Below are 18,865 nucleotides of genomic sequence, written 5' to 3' on the forward strand. Positions count from 1 at the left end.
CGTGTTTAAACAAAAAAAACCCGAAATATTCGGGTTTTAAATTTACGATGCATTTTCTTTGATTACATCTTTTATTTTAAGTTCCAGCTCGTCGGCCAGTTCGGGGTTGTCTTTGATGAGCGCTTTCACGGCATCACGTCCCTGCCCGAGCTTGGTATCGCCGTAGCTGAACCACGATCCTGATTTCTTGATGATCTCGAATTCTACTGCCAGGTCGAGTATTTCTCCGGTTTTCGAAACCCCTTCGCCATACATGATGTCGAACTCAGCGGTCTTGAACGGTGGTGCTACTTTGTTCTTTACGATCTTCACTTTGGTGCGGTTACCTATTACATTCTCACCATCCTTGATCTGGGCGGCACGGCGGATATCGATACGTACCGAAGCATAGAACTTCAGCGCGTTACCACCCGTTGTTGTTTCCGGGTTACCGAACATCACACCGATCTTTTCACGAAGCTGGTTGATGAAGAACACCGTACAGTTGGTCTTGCTTATAGTAGCAGTTAATTTTCTTAGTGCCTGGCTCATAAGGCGTGCATGAAGGCCCATTTTAGAGTCGCCCATTTCGCCTTCGATCTCGCTCTTTGGCGTAAGTGCCGCAACCGAGTCGATAACCACGATATCTATTGCTCCCGAACGGATAAGGTTCTCGGCGATCTCTAACGCCTGCTCACCGTTATCCGGCTGTGATATGATAAGGTTCTCTACATCCACATTCAGCTTTTCGGCATAGCTGCGGTCAAAAGCATGCTCCGCATCGATGAAAGCTGCGATACCACCTGCCTTTTGCGCTTCGGCAATGGCATGCAATGTCAGGGTGGTTTTACCCGATGATTCCGGCCCGTAGATCTCTATGATTCTGCCGCGCGGGTAGCCATTTACCCCAAGGGCAAGGTCAACCCCCAATGATCCCGAAGGTATCGATTCTACTTCCTCAACGGCACGGTCACCCAATTTCATCACGGTGCCTTTACCGTAGGCTTTATCCAGTTTATCTAATGTTAGCTGTAAGGCTTTTAATTTTGCTTCTTTTTCTCCGCTCATGTTATATAGTATATGAATGTAAAAGTAACATTTTATTTGATGAGACAAATATAAGAATATTTTCTAATAAATAAATTTATTTTGAAGAAAATATTTTTGTAGGTTTGATTCTACTTTTTATATAACTTATTTGCAATACACTGTGAGAAAGACTTTTTGGGTTTTGATGATATCTGTATCTTATTGTTCCGGTCAAGTATCGGGTGATTACTCTATTTTTTCTAAAGAATATAGTAAAGAAATAGCATTATTTGACGCGAAGGAATTTCTTTTTAGGGAGGTGTTGAAGACTTCTGATAAACCATTGAAGTTTGAAGTTGATCCTTTGGCTGCTGCTTCATCGGGAGAATTAACCACACTTAGTTATAAGTGTGAAGAAAGAGAAAAAGAAGGTCTGGTACTTGGATTTTATGGGACGTATTGGAATGAACACGGTGTTATACACACAGGTTTTGGTTTTAAACATCTTGATAGAGAAAAGGCGACCGAGTTTCTTGACAAAATTCAGCAAATCATTGATAGTGAACAAAAGTATTTACACGATGGTACAGGAACCAACAATATTGTCTTCACATATGATGACATAGACATACTGATTACCTACGATGTAGTAACCAAAATAAGATTATTCTGGAAAAATTTTGATTCAACATGGGAAAGAACAGCTTTCGAAAGATCACACAGAAGATTTGAAAGAAAAAAAACTAAATAGGTTATTATTGCTAAATAAAAGGAAGCAAGCATCAATCATATTGATTTTAATATCAATAGGAATGTTATACAATATTTGGTACGATAGGAAGATCGATGCATTTGAATTCTTTTCTAGCATAATTTTATCTGGCTGTTTCATATATTGTATACCATATTTAAATTCAAAAGAATCTCTAATTGATAAAGAAAGTTCATATTCAGAAATATTTAATTTTATTTCAAAGGATGTGTTTAAAAACAGTGTTTTAATCAGTAGTATACTCTTAGCAGTTTATATAATAATGGGAATTTATATTAACATTATCGGTGAAAAAAACTCCCCTAAGATTCCCAAATTGTTATTATGTTCTTTAATTTACGCAATATTATTTAGAGCCCAGTATAATAATGGTTTTAAGAAATAGGCCTATAAACTATAATGAATGCTATTACTCTATCGAAAGTATGAAACACTAATTAAGATGGAGCAAGATGATATTGCTTTTGCAGGCTCATTCTGATGAAGACCTTAGAGCATCAGACCCCCGACTAGCTTAAATAGCCCTTGCACAATTCACATTTTTCCCTACCTTTGCCCCGGTTTCACCAATTGAAACCTTTACATAACTTTCTCACTTAAAATTGTATAGCATGCAACTGTTCAACACTTTAAGCGCGGAAGAAAGAGCCGAACTCATAGACCAGTCCGGCAAGCAGCGCCTTACGCTGTCTTTCTACGCTTACGCACACATCGAAGACCCAAAACAATTTCGCGATTCTCTATTCCTGGCCTGGGACCCGCTCGAGGTACTCGGACGTATCTATGTCGCTACCGAAGGCATCAACGCACAGCTGTCGCTTCCCGCGGATAACTTCTATGCATTCAAAGACCATTTGGACACCATACCGTTCCTCAACGGCATCCGCCTGAACGTGGCGGTGGAACAGGACGACCACTCCTTCCTGAAGCTGACCATTAAAGTCCGCAATAAAATCGTAGCCGACGGCCTTAACGATGCCACATTTGACGTAACCAATAAAGGCATACACCTTGGCGCGAAAGATTTCAACACCATGCTGGAAGACCCGAACACAATTGTGGTCGACTTCCGTAACCACTACGAGAGCGAAGTAGGCCATTTTACAGGAGCTATTACTCCCGATGTGGACACCTTCCGCGAGTCGCTGCCAATCATCGAAGAGCAGATCGCCGCGCACAAGGAAGACAAGAACCTGCTGATGTACTGCACCGGCGGCATCCGTTGCGAAAAGGCTTCGGCATTCTTTAAGCACAAAGGCTTTAAAAACGTGTACCAGCTCGAGGGCGGCATCATCGAATATACCCGCCAGGTAAAAGCTGAAGGACTGGAAAGTAAATTCATAGGCAAGAACTTCGTGTTCGACCACCGCCTGGGCGAGCGCATTACCGACGATATTGTTTCCAACTGCCACCAGTGCGGCAAGCCGTGCGACAACCATACCAACTGCGCTAACGAAGCGTGCCACCTACTGTTCATACAGTGCGATGACTGCAAAGAGATCATGCACAACACCTGCTCGGTAGAGTGCCTCGATTATATACAGCTTCCGTTGGATGAGCAGGTAAGGCGCCGCCGCGGCATCATGAACGGCAATATGATCTTCAAGAAAGGCCGTTCAACAAATATTTCCTTAAAAGAAATCGGTGAAGCAGCTGATATCGCCATAGCGCCAAAAGTAAAGCCGTCGCCAAGGCAGCGCATCAAAAAAGTGCTGGTGGGCAAAGGCGAGCATTACTACCCTAAAGCAGGCGTAGGGCAATTCTCTGTTGAGGGTGAACTGAAACTGGGCGATACCGTGCTTATTTCGGGCCCGACTACAGGCGACCATAAGCTGGTAATTGACAAAATGTTCGTAAACGGTAACGAAGCTGATACCGCATCTGCCGGCGACAGGGTAACGTTAAACCTGCCGTTCAGGATACGCCTTTCGGACAAATTGTTTAAATTGCCGGGATAATCAAACATGTATGGATAATTATAAGCTGTTAAGGTTCAACCAGTCCATAAAGAGCCACAGGGTCAAATTCCTTGGGCTATGGCTGCTTTCGGTCTTAAATAAGCGGTACTTGTCTATACAAATGGATCCTGTGCTGGCCTGTAACCTGCGCTGTAAAATGTGCTACTTTACCGATGATGATTTTGTTCGGAAGAACATGAAGGGCACGTTTAAGGAGGAAGACCTGGAACCCATAGCTGAGGCAACTTTTAAGAATGCGCTCAAGCTCCAGATAGGCTGTGGGGCTGAGCCTACTTTATTTAAGCATAACCTGCAGCTAATAGGGCTTGCCAAAAAGCACAGGGTTCCCTACATTAGCATGGTAACCAACGGTAACCTGCTGAAAGATGAGGACATTGCAGCGTTTGCCAATGCAGGGCTTAATGAAATTATCATGTCACTGCACGGCGTTTATAAAGAGTCGTATGAAGATCTTATGGACAAAGGGAACTATGAGAAATTCCATGCTGTGCTGAAGGCAATCACCGAGCAAAAAAAGCACACACCGGGGTTAAGGCTTCGGATTAATTATACTTTTAATAAAGATAATTTCCATGAGCTGGCCGACTTCTTTAACGTATACGGAAATTATGCCATCGATATTATACAACTGCGCCCAATAGACAAAATAGGGGAGACTGCCTATAATGATTTTAGCCTCAGGACCATCGAAAAAGATTTCCCGGGCATCCTCAAAGTGATGAGAGAAGAATCAGCCAAAAGGCACATTACATTACTGGCGCCCGCGTCAGTCGTCCGCAATGAGGAGGAATCGCTCAAGGTACGATCGGGCAACGACAGTTCCTACCTCAAACCCTACACCTATTTTTATATTTCACCGAAATATTCGTGGAAGGATGACTACGACTGGCGTACCGAAACTTTTGCCAGTTGGCAAAAGCGCAACAGCTGGAATATGGAATTGCTGCGAAACGTCTTCCGTTCCCGTAAAAGCCTGGAGCAGGTAAACCGTAATATGCTCAATTACTCGGTGGATATCAATTAATTTTAGGCGTGCCGCTTCCGCTGCGCTCCGCGTCGGGCCATCCGCTGTATCCCTCCTGCATCGGGGATGCCGCCCTGCCTACCGCAGGCAGGTACTGTCCCTCACGCGTACGTTTTCAATTCAGATATAGTATTGTATAACTTTAATGACTTGCTATACTATTTAATATAGTATAAATCTACCAATAATCACGTACTGTCGGCACGCTTCGCTCCCCTCTCCTTGGGAGAGGGGTCGGGGGAGAGGACTTAGGAACACATATTAACAATTTCCTGTTCATAAAAAAATACTATCTTTACCCACAAAACGTTTTACAAGTAATTAACAAGATCCGTAGCGGCCAGGCCGCGATCTATATACACACACTATGGCATGTACCAACTGTTCCACCGGGTCCAAGGACGGAACCCCGAGAGGATGTAAAAATAATGGGACCTGCGGAACCGACAGCTGCAACAAACTGACGGTTTTCGACTGGCTTTCCAACATGAGCCTGCCGGGCGGGCAGGCACCCTTTGACGCTGTTGAGGTGCGCTTCAAGAACGGGCGCAAGGAATTTTACCGCAATACCGAAAAGCTTACGTTAAGCATTGGCGACATTGTTGCAACAGAAGCTTCTCCGGGCCATGACATTGGTATCGTTACCCTGACAGGCGAATTGGTAAAGATACAAATGAAGAAAAAAGGGGAGAAGCCCTATGGCGACCTTCCCAAAATATATCGTAAAGCCAGCCAGAAGGATATCGATATCTGGAGTGCGGCCCGCGACAAGGAAGAACCCATGAAGGTAGTTGCCCGCGAGCTGGCTATCAAGCTTAAGCTCGAAATGAAAATTTCGGATATTGAGTTCCAGGGTGATGGCTCAAAGGCCACTTTCTACTACACGGCCAATGACCGGGTGGATTTCAGGCAGCTTATCAAGGATTTTGCGCGCGTTTTCAGCATCAGGATCGAGATGAAGCAGGTGGGCTTCCGCCAGGAGGCATCGCGCCTTGGAGGCATAGGGTCGTGCGGACGTGAATTGTGCTGCTCTACCTGGCTGACCGATTTCAGGAGCGTGAACACTTCTGCAGCGCGCTACCAGCAGCTGTCCCTCAACCCGCAAAAGCTGGCAGGGCAGTGCGGCAAGCTGAAATGCTGCCTTAACTACGAACTGGATACCTATCTGGATGCACTGAAAGGCCTTCCGGATATGGATACGAAACTGTATACCGAAAAAGGCGATGCCTTCTGCCAGAAGGTAGATATCTTCAAAGGGCTGATGTGGTTTGCCTATACCGATAATATGGCGCACTGGCATGTTTTAACTGCCGAGAGTGTAAAGGAAATGATAGCCATAAACAAGCAGAAGGAAAGAGTAACTTCGCTTGAGGATTATGCTGAAGAAGTTACAGCGATAGAGCCTGAAAAGACTTTCCAGAACGCCATGGGCCAGGACAGCCTTACCCGTTTTGATGCACCTAAGCGTAAGAACAGGAAAAAACCGGGTGGCGGCAAAGACAAGAATAAAGTTACCGCAAATGCCGATGGCCCAAGGGATAAAAAGCCGCAGGACAAAGCAAGGAATAACAATAAGCCAAACCGTGAGCAGGGCCAGGGCCAGAAGCCCCAAAACGCAGAGCGCCAACAGGGGCCAAAACCCGAAGGTGCAGCAAACGCAGGGCCAAACCCTAATGCCAACCGAAACAAGGATAAGAACCGCAACAGGAATAAGAACCGTAACCGCCCTCCGAGGGATAACAATAATGCAGGTAATGCAGAGAACAAAGATTAGCCTGTCGCTCCTTGGCGCGTTGATGCTCTTTTGCTCGTGCGACAGGCAACGGGTATTCGATGAGTACAAGTCGCTGGACGGCAAGTGGAATAAAGACAGTATCGTTTCCTTTGAATTTGAGCAAAAGGATACCGTGTCGAAATATAATTTATTTGTGAATATAAGGGACAACAACAGTTACCCCTATAATAACCTTTTCCTTATCGTGCAGATGCAGGAGCCGGGTACCAGGGTGGTAAAGGTAGATACGCTGGAATACCAGATGGCCAACCCTGACGGCTCGCTTTTAGGCGATGGCTTTAGCGATATAAAGGAAAGCAAGCTTTGGTACAAGGAGAAAGTTAATTTCCCTAAACCGGGTAAATATAAGGTGAGCATCCAGCAGGCTGTAAGGCAGGGCGGAAAGGTACCCGGCGTGCAGGAGCTGGAGGGCATAACAGATGTAGGTTTCAGGATTGAGTCAATTGAATAAAAATAATATGGCAAAAAACAATAGCAGTAACAACGAAGATTATTCAAAGTATGTAAGGAAGTTCTGGAAGATATTCGGTATCGGCTTCCTGTCGGTAATCCTGTTTTTCCTGTTGGCATCATGGGGCGTTTTTGGCGCCATGCCATCGTTTGACCAGTTGGAGAACCCGGATTCGAATGTAGCGACAGAGATCATTTCATATGATGGGGAGACACTCGGAAAATTCTATCTTGAAAACAGGACTCCTGTAAAATATGCCGACCTGCCGAAGCATCTTGTGGATGCATTGATCTCCACCGAAGATGAGCGTTTCTATGAGCACTCTGGTATCGACTCAAAAGGTACGCTGCGGGCTATCGTTACCCTTGGGGGCAGCGGTGGTGCAAGTACCATTACACAGCAGCTGGCAAAAAACCTTTTCCACGGCGAAGGTTCTCATTTTTTCCTTTTCAGGATCGTTCAGAAGGCTAAGGAATGGATTATCGCCACAAAATTGGAAAGGCAGTATACCAAAGATGAGCTTATCGCGATGTACCTGAATACTGTGGATTTTACGCACAACGCGGTGGGTATACGCTCTGCCTCAAAAACATATTTTGGCGAAGAGCCTAAGGACCTGAAAGTAGAAGAAGCAGCAGTGCTGGTGGGAATGCTTAAAAACCCGTCGTTGTATAACCCGGCAAGCCAAAGTGAAAAACGGAGAACGCTGGTTTTTAACCGCCGTAATACTGTGCTTCACCAAATGGTGAAAAACAATAAGCTTACCGAAGCAGAAAAAGTAAAACTTCAGAAAGAGCCTATAAAGCTTCACTATACGCCTGAGAGTCACAAAGAAGGTGTTGCTACCTATTTTAGGGAATACCTAAGGGAATACATGAAGCAATGGCTAAAGGAAAATAAGAAGGAAGACGGTACAGAATATGACCTGTATACGGACGGACTAAAGATCTATACAACTATCGATTCTAAAATGCAGAAGTATGCGGAAGAAGCGGTAGATGAACACCTTGCCAACCTGCAGGAACAATTTTACATCGACCAGAAGAATAATAAGAATGCTCCATTTGTAAAGCTTTCGGATGCTGAAACGCAAAAGATATTGGAGAGGGCAATGAAGAATTCTGAGCGCTGGAGAATGATGACGGAAGAAGGAAAGAGCGAACAGGAAATTAAAGCATCATTTAAGAAAAAGACCCGCATGTCGGTATTTACCTGGAAAGGGGAAAAGGATACTTTGATGACCCCGCTTGATTCCATAAGGTACTATAAGCATTTCCTGCAATCGGGTATGATGTCGATGGAACCGCAGACCGGCTATGTAAAAGCATGGGTAGGGGGTATTAATTACAAGCATTTCCAATACGACCACGTACAGCAGGGTGCAAGGCAGGTAGGATCTACCTTTAAGCCGTTTGTATATGCAACTGCCATTGAGCAGCTGCATTATTCGCCATGCGACTCCATCCGTGATGAGCCTTTCAGCATGCCTAAAGGTAAATATGGTATTGATGCCGACTGGAATCCGCAAAACTCTAACGGCAAATACCTGGGCACCGTTACCCTTAAGAAAGCGCTTGCCCTTTCGATCAATACCGTATCGGCCAAGCTGATCGACCGTGTGGGTCCAAAGGCTGTTGTAGACATGACCCACAAGCTGGGTGTGGAATCGAATATTCCGGAACAGCCGGCTATTGCACTGGGCGCAGTAGAAATTACCGTTAGCGACATGGTAGCGGCATACAGCACCTTTGCCAACCAGGGGATGTATGTAAAACCTATCATAATTACCAAGATAGAGGATAAAAATGGCGTGGTATTATTCCAGCCAAAAGTAGAGACACACGAAGTAGTGAGCAAAGATATTGCCTACGCTATCATAAAGCTGCTCGAAGGCGTTACCGAAAGCGGCTCGGGCGCGAGGCTGAAATGGGGCGGCGGTGGCGGCAATGGCTACGACCGTATGACCGGTTATCCGTATGCCATCATCAACCCGATTGCCGGTAAAACCGGTACGACACAGAACCAGTCCGACGGTTGGTTCGTAGGGATGGTGCCCAACCTTGCTACCGGGGTCTGGGTGGGTAACGAGGACCGTTCGGCCCACTTTAAGAGCCTTACCTACGGGCAAGGCGCTACGATGGCGCTGCCGATATGGGGCCTTTTCATGAAGAAATGCTACGCTGATGACAGCCTGGTTTATAAAATTTCAGAAAAGCCGTTTGAGCGTCCGGCCAACCTCTCCATCAAAGTGGACTGCTGGAAAGCGCCTGTCGTTGATACCACAGCCGTAGACAGTACGGCAATAGACTCCGAATTTGATTTTTAGTATATAACGCCTTCGAAAGAAGGCGTTTTTTTATATATTTATACGCGAAAATTAAATTCTGTTGTATGATTAATAAAAAAGTACAAAACGTTGAAGAAGCGTTGCGTGATATAAACGACGGCGTGACCATTATGCTGGGCGGTTTCGGCCTTTCCGGTATTCCCGAGAACAGTATTGCCGAGCTTGTAAAAAAAGGGACGACTAACCTTACCTGCATTTCGAACAATGCAGGCGTGGATGATTTTGGCCTGGGCCTGCTGCTCCAAAAGAAACAGATAAAAAAAATGATATCGTCCTACGTGGGTGAGAATGCCGAATTTGAAAGGCAAATGCTTAGCGGCGAGCTGGATGTGGAGCTCACGCCACAGGGCACGCTGGCAGAAAAATGCCGTGCCGCACAGGCGGGTATCCCTGCATTCTTTACGCCTGCGGGCTATGGTACCGAAGTAGCTGAAGGCAAGGAAGCACGCGAATTTAATGGGAAAATGCACATTATGGAAGAAGCCTACAAAGCTGACTTTGCTATAGTAAAAGCATGGAAAGGCGATGAGGCGGGCAACCTTATCTTTAAAGGTACGGCGCGCAACTTTAATGGATGTATGGCAGGCGCGGCAAAAATTACCATTGCTGAGGTAGAGGAACTGGTTCCGGTTGGAGAACTGGACCCGAACTTCATCCACATCCCGGGTATTTTTGTGCAGAGAATATTCCAGGGTGAAAAGTATGAGAAAAGAATTGAGCAACGTACTGTAAGGCAAAGAAGTTAATTATGGCATTAGGTAAAGAACAAATCGCAAAGCGGATAGCTAAAGAAGTAAAAGACGGTTATTTTGTAAACCTTGGTATCGGTATACCAACCCTGGTAGCCAACTACGTGAGGCATGATATATCAGTGGAATTCCAAAGCGAGAATGGCGTACTGGGTATGGGCCCGTTCCCGTTTGAAGGCGAGGAAGACCCGGACGTTATCAACGCAGGCAAGCAGACGATCACCACGCTGCCGGGCGCATCATTCTTTGATTCGGCCATGAGCTTCGGGATGATACGCGCACAAAAAGTAGACCTTACCATTCTTGGCGCTATGGAAGTTGCAGAGAATGGTGACATTGCCAACTGGAAAATTCCGGGCAAGATGGTAAAAGGCATGGGCGGCGCGATGGACCTTGTAGCTTCTGCAGAGAACATCATCGTGGCCATGATGCATGTGAATAAGGCAGGCGAATCGAAGCTATTGAAACGCTGCTCACTGCCGCTTACAGGCGTAGGCTGCGTAAAGAAAGTAGTAACTGAACTTGCTGTGCTCGAGATAGTGCCTGAAGGTTTCAAATTGCTGGAACGTGCACCGGGCGTAACTGTAGAAGATATTAAAAATGCCACCGAAGGCAACCTTATCATTGAAGGCGAAATACCGGAAATGGTTATCGATTAGATTTCATTCGTAGCCAAAAAATAGATCAACAAGCATTAGCATTATGAAATTAAAATATTTCAGCATTTCATTTTTACTTTCTCTTTCGGTATTTACAACATCTGCCCAAAATATTTACAGTGCTTTACATCATGATAATCCTTATGATATAAAAAAGGATGTGCCCGTTAGTCAGGTAACTACTAAAACCGTATTTTATAACCAGTCTGGTACTGAAGTTAAAAAAGAGGTATTCTCGTTCAACGATAAGTTTAAGGTTACAACAGAAATACGCTATGATGGCACCGGAAAGATGACTGACCGGCTGACATGGATGTATGATGCAACAGGATCTAAAAGTATAGCCAGAAAATATGAGCGCTGGATGAATGCATTAGGTTATATAAGTGAAACAGCATATTATGAATATGATGCTAATGGTTTTCAGGTTAAGGTGATCGATAAAGACCAAAACGGTAAAGTAACCAGTACGACAACGATCATTAATGATGAAAAAGGGTATCCTATAGAAGTAACGGTAGTTACTAAAAATGCTGTTGACTATGGAAAAGAAACTGCACAATACGATATTGAGAACAATATAGTTACAATCACTTCTTTTGGACCATATGGAAATATATTATCAACTCATAGTGAAAAAATAGATTTTTCGAAGTATGATGATGATGAAGTTGTAAATGAAAATGGGGATCCGGTAAGGTCTGACGGCTATGAATTTACATATGTATATGATAAAAACTTAAACTGGATAAAGCAGACACGCTATAGAATAGTGAACGGCAAACAAGTTAAAAATGCAGAGTTTACCAGAGATATAAAATATTCGAAGAAATAAACATTTTTTCTGATTTATAAAGCCCAAAGGTTTCAAATCCTTTGGGCTTTTTTTTAAAATCATTCGCGAAAGCCAAGCCTTGCCCCATATAAAACAGCGTTACAATAGGAAACGCAATAATGGACTGAAAACAGCGACTGCGACTGAAAACTAATGAGGTATAGCCGCTATCAGTTTCTTTGTATACTCTTTCTGCGGATGTTCATACAAGGCATCGGCTTCGTTCATTTCCTCGATCTTTCCTTTGTTCATTACCAGCACCTGGTCGCTCATGTATTTTACCACGGCAAGGTCGTGTGATATGAAGATATAGGTAAATCCGAAGTTTTCTTTTAGCTCATTAAGCAGGTTGAGCACCTGCGCCTGTACCGAAATATCCAGTGCGGAAACCGACTCATCACAAACAATTAACTTAGGCTGTAACGCTATGGTACGCGCTATCCCTATCCGCTGCCTCTGCCCCCCGGAGAACTCGTGCGGATAGCGGTTGAAGTGCTCTTCGCCCAACCCCACGCGGTTCAGGATCTCAATAGTTTTAGCCCGGCGCTCCTTGACGTTTTTATAAAGATTATGCACCTGCATGGGTTCCATAATTGCTTTGCCAACAGTTATCCTCGGATTAAGCGATGAATACGGATCCTGGAAGATGATCTGTATCTCTTTGCGCAGCTCCCTAATCTCTCTATTGGATAATTTTAGCAGGTCTTTCCCGCGGTACAAAATTTTCCCTGAAGTGGCTTTATCCAATTGGAGTATGGCATTGCCAAGGGTCGATTTACCGCAGCCGGATTCACCGACAAGCCCAAGCGTTTCGCCTTCGTATATTTTAAAGCTTACGTCGTTGACGGCCTTGAATTTTATATCTTTCCCAAACAGGCCGGCATTGGAAACATATTCTTTTTCGACATTGATAACCTCCAGCAAGGGTGCCTGGCTATATAATTTAGAATGCCTTTCGGTGCGTTGCGTAGTTGTCACTTCCTTATTGTTAACTGTCCCGTCCAGGTAATCTTTTATAGTTGGGAGCCTTTCCAGGCGTACATCCAATGATGGGCGCGAACTGATAAGCGCTTTGGTATAGGTATGCTTTGGATTTGTAAATATGGCTTGCGCATCGCCCTGCTCCACGATCTCGCCGCGATACATCACGATCACCCTGTTGGCGATTTCCGATACCAGCGACAAGTCGTGCGAAATGAACAGTATGCTCATCTTTGTTTCCTGCTGCAGTTCCTTCAGCAACAATATGATTTCCTTTTGCACGGTTACATCCAGCGCTGTGGTGGGCTCGTCAGCAATGAGTATTTTGGGTTTGCAGGCAATGGCCATAGCGATCATCACGCGCTGTTTCTGCCCTCCGGATATTTCGTGTGGATAGCGATTATAAATCGCTTCAGGGTTAGGCAGCTTCACCTTTTCGAAGAGCGAAAGCACCTTTGCCTTTATTTCTTTTTTGGAAAGTGATGTGTGCTCCATGAGTATCTCCTCAACCTGGAAGCCGCATTTTAGCGACGGGTTTAGCGAACTCATAGGTTCCTGGAAGATCATCGCAATTTCGTTGCCACGAAGGTTCCGGAGCTCTTTTTGGCTTAAAGCCGAAATATCCCTGCCTTCAGATTCGATTTTTCCGGAAGTGATCTCCAGCACGCCTTTCGGCAAAAGCCCCATAAGCGCCAGCGAGGTAACCGACTTCCCGGAACCCGATTCGCCCACGATACCAAGTATCTCGTTTTGATTGAGGGTAAAAGACGCGCTTTTTACAATAGGCACCCACTGACCTTCTTTTTTGGCAGAAATGGTCACATTATCGAGATGGAGCAAAGGGTTGTTCATGAAGTAAAAATACTAAAAAGTTTTCATCCGCAGTTACAGTTTTAGTTGAGGCAATGCAGTGATATGCCGCTTAGGCAGCAATATTTGAGAAGGCGAATCTTTATAAAATCTTTACACCTTTCTCCGTATTTTTGAAGGTATGAAGCACCCCATGTACATGAACCCGGGAAAACCCCCGCAATACTTTATCAGTTGCGGGATTGTACTTGCAACAGCGCTGGTATGCTATGCCTTTAGCGATTATATATCCTATCATATAGCTGCCCTGCTGTTGGTACTTGCGGTTTCGGCAATAGCAATGGTGTATGAGGTGTACCCTGTGCTGCTGTCAGCTACACTCAGCGCGCTGCTGCTCAATTTTTTCTTTATGCCACCGTTGTACACCTTCCACGTTAATACGCATGAGGACCTGCTCATGCTGCTCATTTACTTTGTGATAGCCGTAGTGAATGCGGTGTTTACCCTGCGCCTGAAACGCGAGGAACGCAAGACCCGCGAACGTGCCGAGCGACGCAATACGCTAAAGCTGTACACCACTTTATTCAACTCGCTTTCGCATGAGCTGAAAACGCCCATTGCCACTATTATTGGCGCAACCGACACGCTCAGGGAGAATCACTCTTTGAGCGAAGGAAACAAAGAAAAGCTGTTGGCCGAAATAAGTACAGCCGGACTGCGCCTGAATACCCAGGTGGAAAACCTCCTGAACATGGGGCGGCTGGAAAGCGGCATGCTAAAGATCAACCCCGACTGGTGCGATGTCAATGAGCTGTTGTATTCGATGGCAAGGGAGGCGAAGGCATCAACCCATAGTATTGAGGTTGTCCCCAACGAAAATCTGCCGTTAGTAAAACTGGATATCGGGCTGATACATCAGGCACTTTATAACCTGGTAAAAAACGCAGTAGCCTACACGCCTGCGGGTTCGCAGATAAAGCTCTCGGGAAATCATACAGGCGGTATGATTAGTATTTCTGTGGAAGATAATGGCCCCGGGCTGCCGGAAGATTCACTCCTGGAGATATTCGATAAATTTTACCGTGTACCCAATACCGCCGCAGGGGGCACAGGTCTTGGGTTATCTATCGTAAAAGGCTTTGTGGAAGCCCATGGAGGTACTATTACCGCTAAAAATGTGCCTGCAGGCGGGGCATTATTCACCCTGTTGCTGCCTGCAGAAGCCAATTACCTAAATAAGCTTAAAAATGAATAAAGCCGAAATACTGATTATAGACGATGAGCCGCAGATACGCAAACTGCTCGAGATCACCCTTGAGAGTAACGATTACAAAGTAATACAGGCGGCCACCGGTAAGGAAGGTATTGTTATGGCAGCCACCCATACCCCCGCGCTCATTATCCTTGACCTTGGCCTGCCCGATAAGAGCGGACATGAAGTGCTTAAAGAGCTACGCAGCTGGTACAGCCGCCCTGTCATTATAGTATCTGTGCAAAATAGCGAGCAGGATATTGTAAAAGCGCTTGACAACGGCGCTACCGATTACCTCACCAAGCCTTTCCGGAGCGGGGAGCTGCTGGCCAGGATGCGGTCGGCGCTCCGGCGCAACCCTAATGAAGATGCTGAACCCCTATTAGCATTTGGAACATTGGAAATTGACCTTCCGGCCCGTACTGTAAAAAAGAATGGCGCTACTGTAAAGCTCACGGCAACCGAATATAACCTTCTTTCATTGCTTGCCATCAACGAAGGGCGTGCGCTTACCCATCAGTTTATCTTAAAAGAAATATGGGGTGTAGGCTACCAGGCCGAAACGCAATACCTCCGTGTATTTGTAGCCCAGCTCCGCAAAAAGCTGGAAGACGACCCAAACAATCCAAAACATATCATTACGGAGAGCGGGATAGGCTACAGGTTTGTTTAGACGTTGATATGCTGGGTTATTTTTGTGTCATATGTGGCATCCGTTGTCATCCTATAATCAGCGTTACCCGTATCCTTTCTTTATAAAATCTTTATGTCCCTGCTCAAATCCTGATATTTCCCTTATGCATTGCGCCGGAAATTTGCATCACAAATAATTCGTTATGCAAATTACAAAAAGCACTGCCAACAAAGTTACCGCCGCCTCACTGCTGGTGGCTCTTGGCATTATTTATGGCGACATTGGCACCAGCCCGCTGTATGCCCTCAGGGCTGTAATGGGCGAAAGGCCGATTGAGCAAACCCTGGTTTACGGCGGGGTGTCGTGTATCTTCTGGACGCTCGTTTTCCAGACCACCATCAAATATATCTGGCTTACGCTAAAAGCAGATAACCACGGCGAAGGCGGTATTTTCTCGCTATATGCGCTGGTGCGCCGCTATGGCAAAAAGCTTGTTATACCTGCTATATTGGGCGCCACAACCCTGTTGGCCGACGGTATCATCACACCACCCATATCGGTAGCCTCTGCCATAGAAGGATTGGGAATGGTAAAAGGCCTTGAGACCGTGTTTACGCCGGGCGGGATGATTACTGTCATTATCGTGATCGCCATATTATCAATACTGTTTTTCTTCCAGCGCTACGGCACACAGGTTATCGGGAAGTTCTTTGGGCCCATAATGGCATTGTGGTTTACCATGCTGTTGGTATTGGGCGTAAGCCAGGTCGTGCAGCATCCCGGTGTACTCGCAGCTTTCAACCCCTATTATGCTTATAACCTGTTGGCTAATTATCCGCAGGGGTTCTGGCTGTTGGGTGCGGTATTCCTTTGTACAACCGGCGCCGAAGCGTTATACAGCGACCTGGGGCATTGCGGCATCAAAAACATCCGCATTACATGGGTTTACGTAAAAGTGTGCCTCATGGCGAGCTACATGGGCCAGGCGGCATGGCTGATGAGCCAGGGCGAAGCTACACTGCACGGACGCAACCCGTTCTTTGAGATCGTGCCGGAATGGTTCCTCCTCCCCTCGATACTTATTGCGGCATCGGCTGCCATCATTGCGTCCCAAGCCCTGATAAGCGGGTCGTTTACCCTGATAAGCGAAGCCATGAACCTGAACTTCTGGCCACGCGTTGCAACCAAACAGCCCACCGAAACCAAAGGCCAGGTGTACATTCCCAGCGTCAACACCATACTCTGGACAGGCTGTGTGCTGATGGTGGTTTATTTCGAAAAATCGGAACACATGGAAGCAGCATATGGATTTTCAATTACTATTACCATGATGATGACCACATTGCTGCTAAGTTACTTTTTATATTACCGGCTCAAATGGAAAAGGCCTTACGTTATTGGGCTGCTTATGCTTTTCGGTTCTATTGAGGTTGCCTTTTTCGTAGCCAATATCGTCAAGATCAAAGAGCGCTGGATGTTCCTTTTCTTCGAGCTGTTCATTTTCATGGTGATGTACACTTGGTACTATGCCCGCAGGGTGAAAAACCGCCTGACAAATTTTACAGACATCGGGAAATACTCCGACAGGATAGTTGAGCTGAGCGCTGATAAAGATATCCCAATGTATGCCACGCACCTCATTTACCTTACCAAAGCCAACACCCGCCACCAGGTGGAGGAAAAAATCATCCGGTCGATATTCGCTAAAAAGCCCAAACGCGCCGAAGTATACTGGTTCCTGCACCTGAACCGCACCGAAGACCCTTATACACTAAATTATGAAGTGTCTGAACTGGTAGATGACAAACTCATAAAAGTAACCATCAATATCGGGTTCAGGTTGCAGCCGAAGACAGAGCTCTACTTTAAGCAGATCGTACAGGACCTTGTGAATAATAAAGAGCTGAACCTCCACAAGCGCCCGGATGGCTCAACCAAATACAATCCTGAACCGGACTTCCAGTTTGTGATCATAGAAAAATTCCTTTCGCAGGAAAACGAATTCGCATTGCGCGAAGGCCTGCTGCTTAACGGTTATTTCTGGCTTAAGCGGATGGGGCAGAAAGATGAAAGGGCATTCGGCATCGACCGCCACGACATTACCATCGAGAAGGCACCGCTGATTTACCAACCCGCAAGCCCCTTTACACTTACACGAAAAAACGACTAACTATGAGAACGATATTTTTTGCTTTGGCCTTTATGGCAAATTTCCTGCACGCGCAGGACACGATTAAAAAAATCCCTTTTGACGGAATGGACCTGACCTGGATAAACGGGCAAAACCGCCAGAAAAATTTCCCGCTTACGCTAAAAGACAAGGACGGCGAAACAATACTTACAGGGGTTGCTTATCTCGATGGCTATTACAACTATAACTTTGCCAATCCGGCAGATAATACCCAAACGATATCCTCAACCATAGGGCGGCATAATGAGTTTACGCTCAACCTGGCGAGCATCGGGATCGAGACGAACTACAAGAATATAATAGGAAGGATATGGCTGCAAACAGGACAGATGGCCTCTATTATACAAGACCTGGACGGCTCAGTAAACCGTGGGCGCAATACCAGCATCAATAACCTGAAAAATATTCGCGAAGCCGCAGCAGGCTATCATTTTGACAAATGGCACGGCATCAATGTCGAGCTAGGGATATTCATGAGCTACATTGGCCTGGAAAGCTATATAACACAGGAAAACTGGAGTTACCAGCGCAGCATGGTATGCGACTTTACGCCTTTCTATTTCAGTGGGGCAAGGGTACAGATGTTCCCTGCCAAAAACCTGAAAACCGAGATATGGCTGCTCAACGGTTGGCAGAGCTACAACAGCTACAGCAACAGCCCGGGATTGGGAAGTTCGACCTATTACCGTCCCAATGAAAACCTGCAGTTGGTTGCGAATTTTTACTTTGGCCATGATACCCAAAATCCCGATGCAGGGGGCAACCAAAGCAAAAGGCTTCGCTTTCACCATGATAACAGCATAGTGCACCGGTATTATAAAAACACCGGGGCTGCAGGCGTTTCGCAGATGGCATTCAGCCTTAATAACCACTACGGCTTCCAGAGCAATAATGAAGAGGGCGATGAGGTAAAGCCATCACAGAATTTTATGCTGGGCACATCGCTTGCAAATCGCATCTGGTTCAATAAAAATAAGATGGCGCTTACGCTAAGAGGCGATTATATGACAAACCAGTCGGTCATTAATGGCGTAAATACTTCGCCTTACCTTGCTTTTACACCGGCAGCGACAAGCGATTTACCTAATAATTATGACACGGCAATTGCCAATGGAGAGAAGCTGAGGCTGTTTCAGTTCACTTCGACATTCGACATCATGCCGACTGACTTTGTAACTTTCAGGCTGGAGTATGGGTATCGAAACAGCAGCATCCCTTATTTTACGGGCAGGGGAGGTACTACCTCGCCAAGTGGCTGGGTCAATGGGCCGACAGACGGAACTCCCTGGGCTGCAGAACTGAAAAAGTACGAACACAGGGTAACACTTGCGGTTAATTTCAGGCTATAAGTATTCAGTTGAAGCTGCAATTTCAAGGC

16 protein-coding genes are annotated in these 18,865 nt (G+C 45.8%); 14 read left to right on the forward strand and 2 right to left on the reverse strand.

What is annotated here, in order from left to right:
• Nucleotides 1–42 precede the first annotated feature (42 nt).
• Entirely contained in the window at nucleotides 43–1,047 is a 1,005-nt protein-coding gene (gene recA, locus HYN59_RS04890; protein ID WP_108777199.1) for a recombinase RecA, read from the reverse strand.
• Between the two features lie 142 nt (nucleotides 1,048–1,189).
• Between recA and HYN59_RS04895 the strand changes: the two genes are divergently transcribed.
• From HYN59_RS04895 to HYN59_RS04940, 10 genes are all read left to right on the forward strand, one after another.
• A complete protein-coding gene (locus HYN59_RS04895; protein ID WP_146185860.1) occupies nucleotides 1,190–1,759 on the forward strand; it encodes a hypothetical protein in 570 nt (189 codons plus the stop codon).
• A complete protein-coding gene (locus HYN59_RS04900; protein WP_146185861.1) occupies nucleotides 1,737–2,165 on the forward strand; it encodes a hypothetical protein in 429 nt (142 codons plus the stop codon). The genes HYN59_RS04895 and HYN59_RS04900 overlap by 23 nt, the downstream gene beginning before the upstream one ends.
• Before the next feature lie 226 nt (nucleotides 2,166–2,391).
• Entirely contained in the window at nucleotides 2,392–3,738 is a 1,347-nt protein-coding gene (gene trhO / locus HYN59_RS04905; protein ID WP_108777202.1) for an oxygen-dependent tRNA uridine(34) hydroxylase TrhO, read from the forward strand.
• A 10-nt stretch (nucleotides 3,739–3,748) separates the two neighbouring features.
• The gene (locus tag HYN59_RS04910) at nucleotides 3,749–4,783 is read left to right on the forward strand and encodes a radical SAM protein (protein WP_108777203.1); all 1,035 of its coding nucleotides are present in this window, start codon (nucleotides 3,749–3,751) and stop codon (nucleotides 4,781–4,783) included.
• A gap of 367 nt (nucleotides 4,784–5,150) precedes the next feature.
• Nucleotides 5,151–6,557 carry a PSP1 domain-containing protein gene (locus HYN59_RS04915; protein WP_108777204.1) on the forward strand — a complete coding sequence of 469 codons (1,407 nt, stop codon included), beginning with the start codon at nucleotides 5,151–5,153 and terminating at the stop codon, nucleotides 6,555–6,557.
• On the forward strand, nucleotides 6,538–7,029 hold the full coding sequence (locus HYN59_RS04920; protein ID WP_108779643.1) for a gliding motility lipoprotein GldH: 492 nt from the start codon (nucleotides 6,538–6,540) through the stop codon (nucleotides 7,027–7,029). Before HYN59_RS04915 ends, HYN59_RS04920 begins: the two co-directional genes overlap by 20 nt.
• Nucleotides 7,030–7,036: 7 nt before the next feature.
• Nucleotides 7,037–9,355 carry a penicillin-binding protein 1A gene (locus tag HYN59_RS04925; protein WP_108777205.1) on the forward strand — a complete coding sequence of 773 codons (2,319 nt, stop codon included), beginning with the start codon at nucleotides 7,037–7,039 and terminating at the stop codon, nucleotides 9,353–9,355.
• Between the two features lie 65 nt (nucleotides 9,356–9,420).
• Nucleotides 9,421–10,122 carry a CoA transferase subunit A gene (locus HYN59_RS04930; protein ID WP_108777206.1) on the forward strand — a complete coding sequence of 234 codons (702 nt, stop codon included), beginning with the start codon at nucleotides 9,421–9,423 and terminating at the stop codon, nucleotides 10,120–10,122.
• A 2-nt stretch (nucleotides 10,123–10,124) separates the two neighbouring features.
• Nucleotides 10,125–10,784 carry a 3-oxoacid CoA-transferase subunit B gene (locus tag HYN59_RS04935; RefSeq protein WP_108777207.1) on the forward strand — a complete coding sequence of 220 codons (660 nt, stop codon included), beginning with the start codon at nucleotides 10,125–10,127 and terminating at the stop codon, nucleotides 10,782–10,784.
• A 43-nt stretch (nucleotides 10,785–10,827) separates the two neighbouring features.
• A complete protein-coding gene (locus HYN59_RS04940; protein WP_108777208.1) occupies nucleotides 10,828–11,619 on the forward strand; it encodes a hypothetical protein in 792 nt (263 codons plus the stop codon).
• Between the two features lie 150 nt (nucleotides 11,620–11,769).
• Here HYN59_RS04940 and HYN59_RS04945 read toward each other — a convergent pair whose 3' ends face one another.
• Nucleotides 11,770–13,452, reverse strand: coding sequence for an ABC transporter ATP-binding protein (locus tag HYN59_RS04945; RefSeq protein ID WP_108777209.1), 1,683 nt, complete (start codon nucleotides 13,450–13,452; stop codon nucleotides 11,770–11,772).
• A 139-nt stretch (nucleotides 13,453–13,591) separates the two neighbouring features.
• On the opposite strand from HYN59_RS04945, the gene HYN59_RS04950 reads away from it, so the two are divergent.
• From HYN59_RS04950 to HYN59_RS04965, 4 genes are all read left to right on the forward strand, one after another.
• Nucleotides 13,592–14,665: a sensor histidine kinase gene (locus tag HYN59_RS04950; RefSeq protein ID WP_108777210.1), complete on the forward strand. Its 1,074-nt coding sequence runs from the start codon at nucleotides 13,592–13,594 to the stop codon at nucleotides 14,663–14,665.
• The gene (locus HYN59_RS04955) at nucleotides 14,658–15,335 is read left to right on the forward strand and encodes a response regulator (protein ID WP_108777211.1); all 678 of its coding nucleotides are present in this window, start codon (nucleotides 14,658–14,660) and stop codon (nucleotides 15,333–15,335) included. Before HYN59_RS04950 ends, HYN59_RS04955 begins: the two co-directional genes overlap by 8 nt.
• A gap of 163 nt (nucleotides 15,336–15,498) precedes the next feature.
• Nucleotides 15,499–17,466 carry a KUP/HAK/KT family potassium transporter gene (locus tag HYN59_RS04960; RefSeq protein ID WP_108777212.1) on the forward strand — a complete coding sequence of 656 codons (1,968 nt, stop codon included), beginning with the start codon at nucleotides 15,499–15,501 and terminating at the stop codon, nucleotides 17,464–17,466.
• Nucleotides 17,467–17,468: 2 nt separating this feature from the next.
• On the forward strand, nucleotides 17,469–18,836 hold the full coding sequence (locus tag HYN59_RS04965) for an outer membrane beta-barrel protein (RefSeq protein WP_108777213.1): 1,368 nt from the start codon (nucleotides 17,469–17,471) through the stop codon (nucleotides 18,834–18,836).
• The last annotated feature ends 29 nt before the right edge of the window (nucleotides 18,837–18,865 follow it).

The organism is Flavobacterium album, from assembly GCF_003096035.1.
Taxonomy (GTDB): domain Bacteria; phylum Bacteroidota; class Bacteroidia; order Flavobacteriales; family Flavobacteriaceae; genus Flavobacterium; species Flavobacterium album.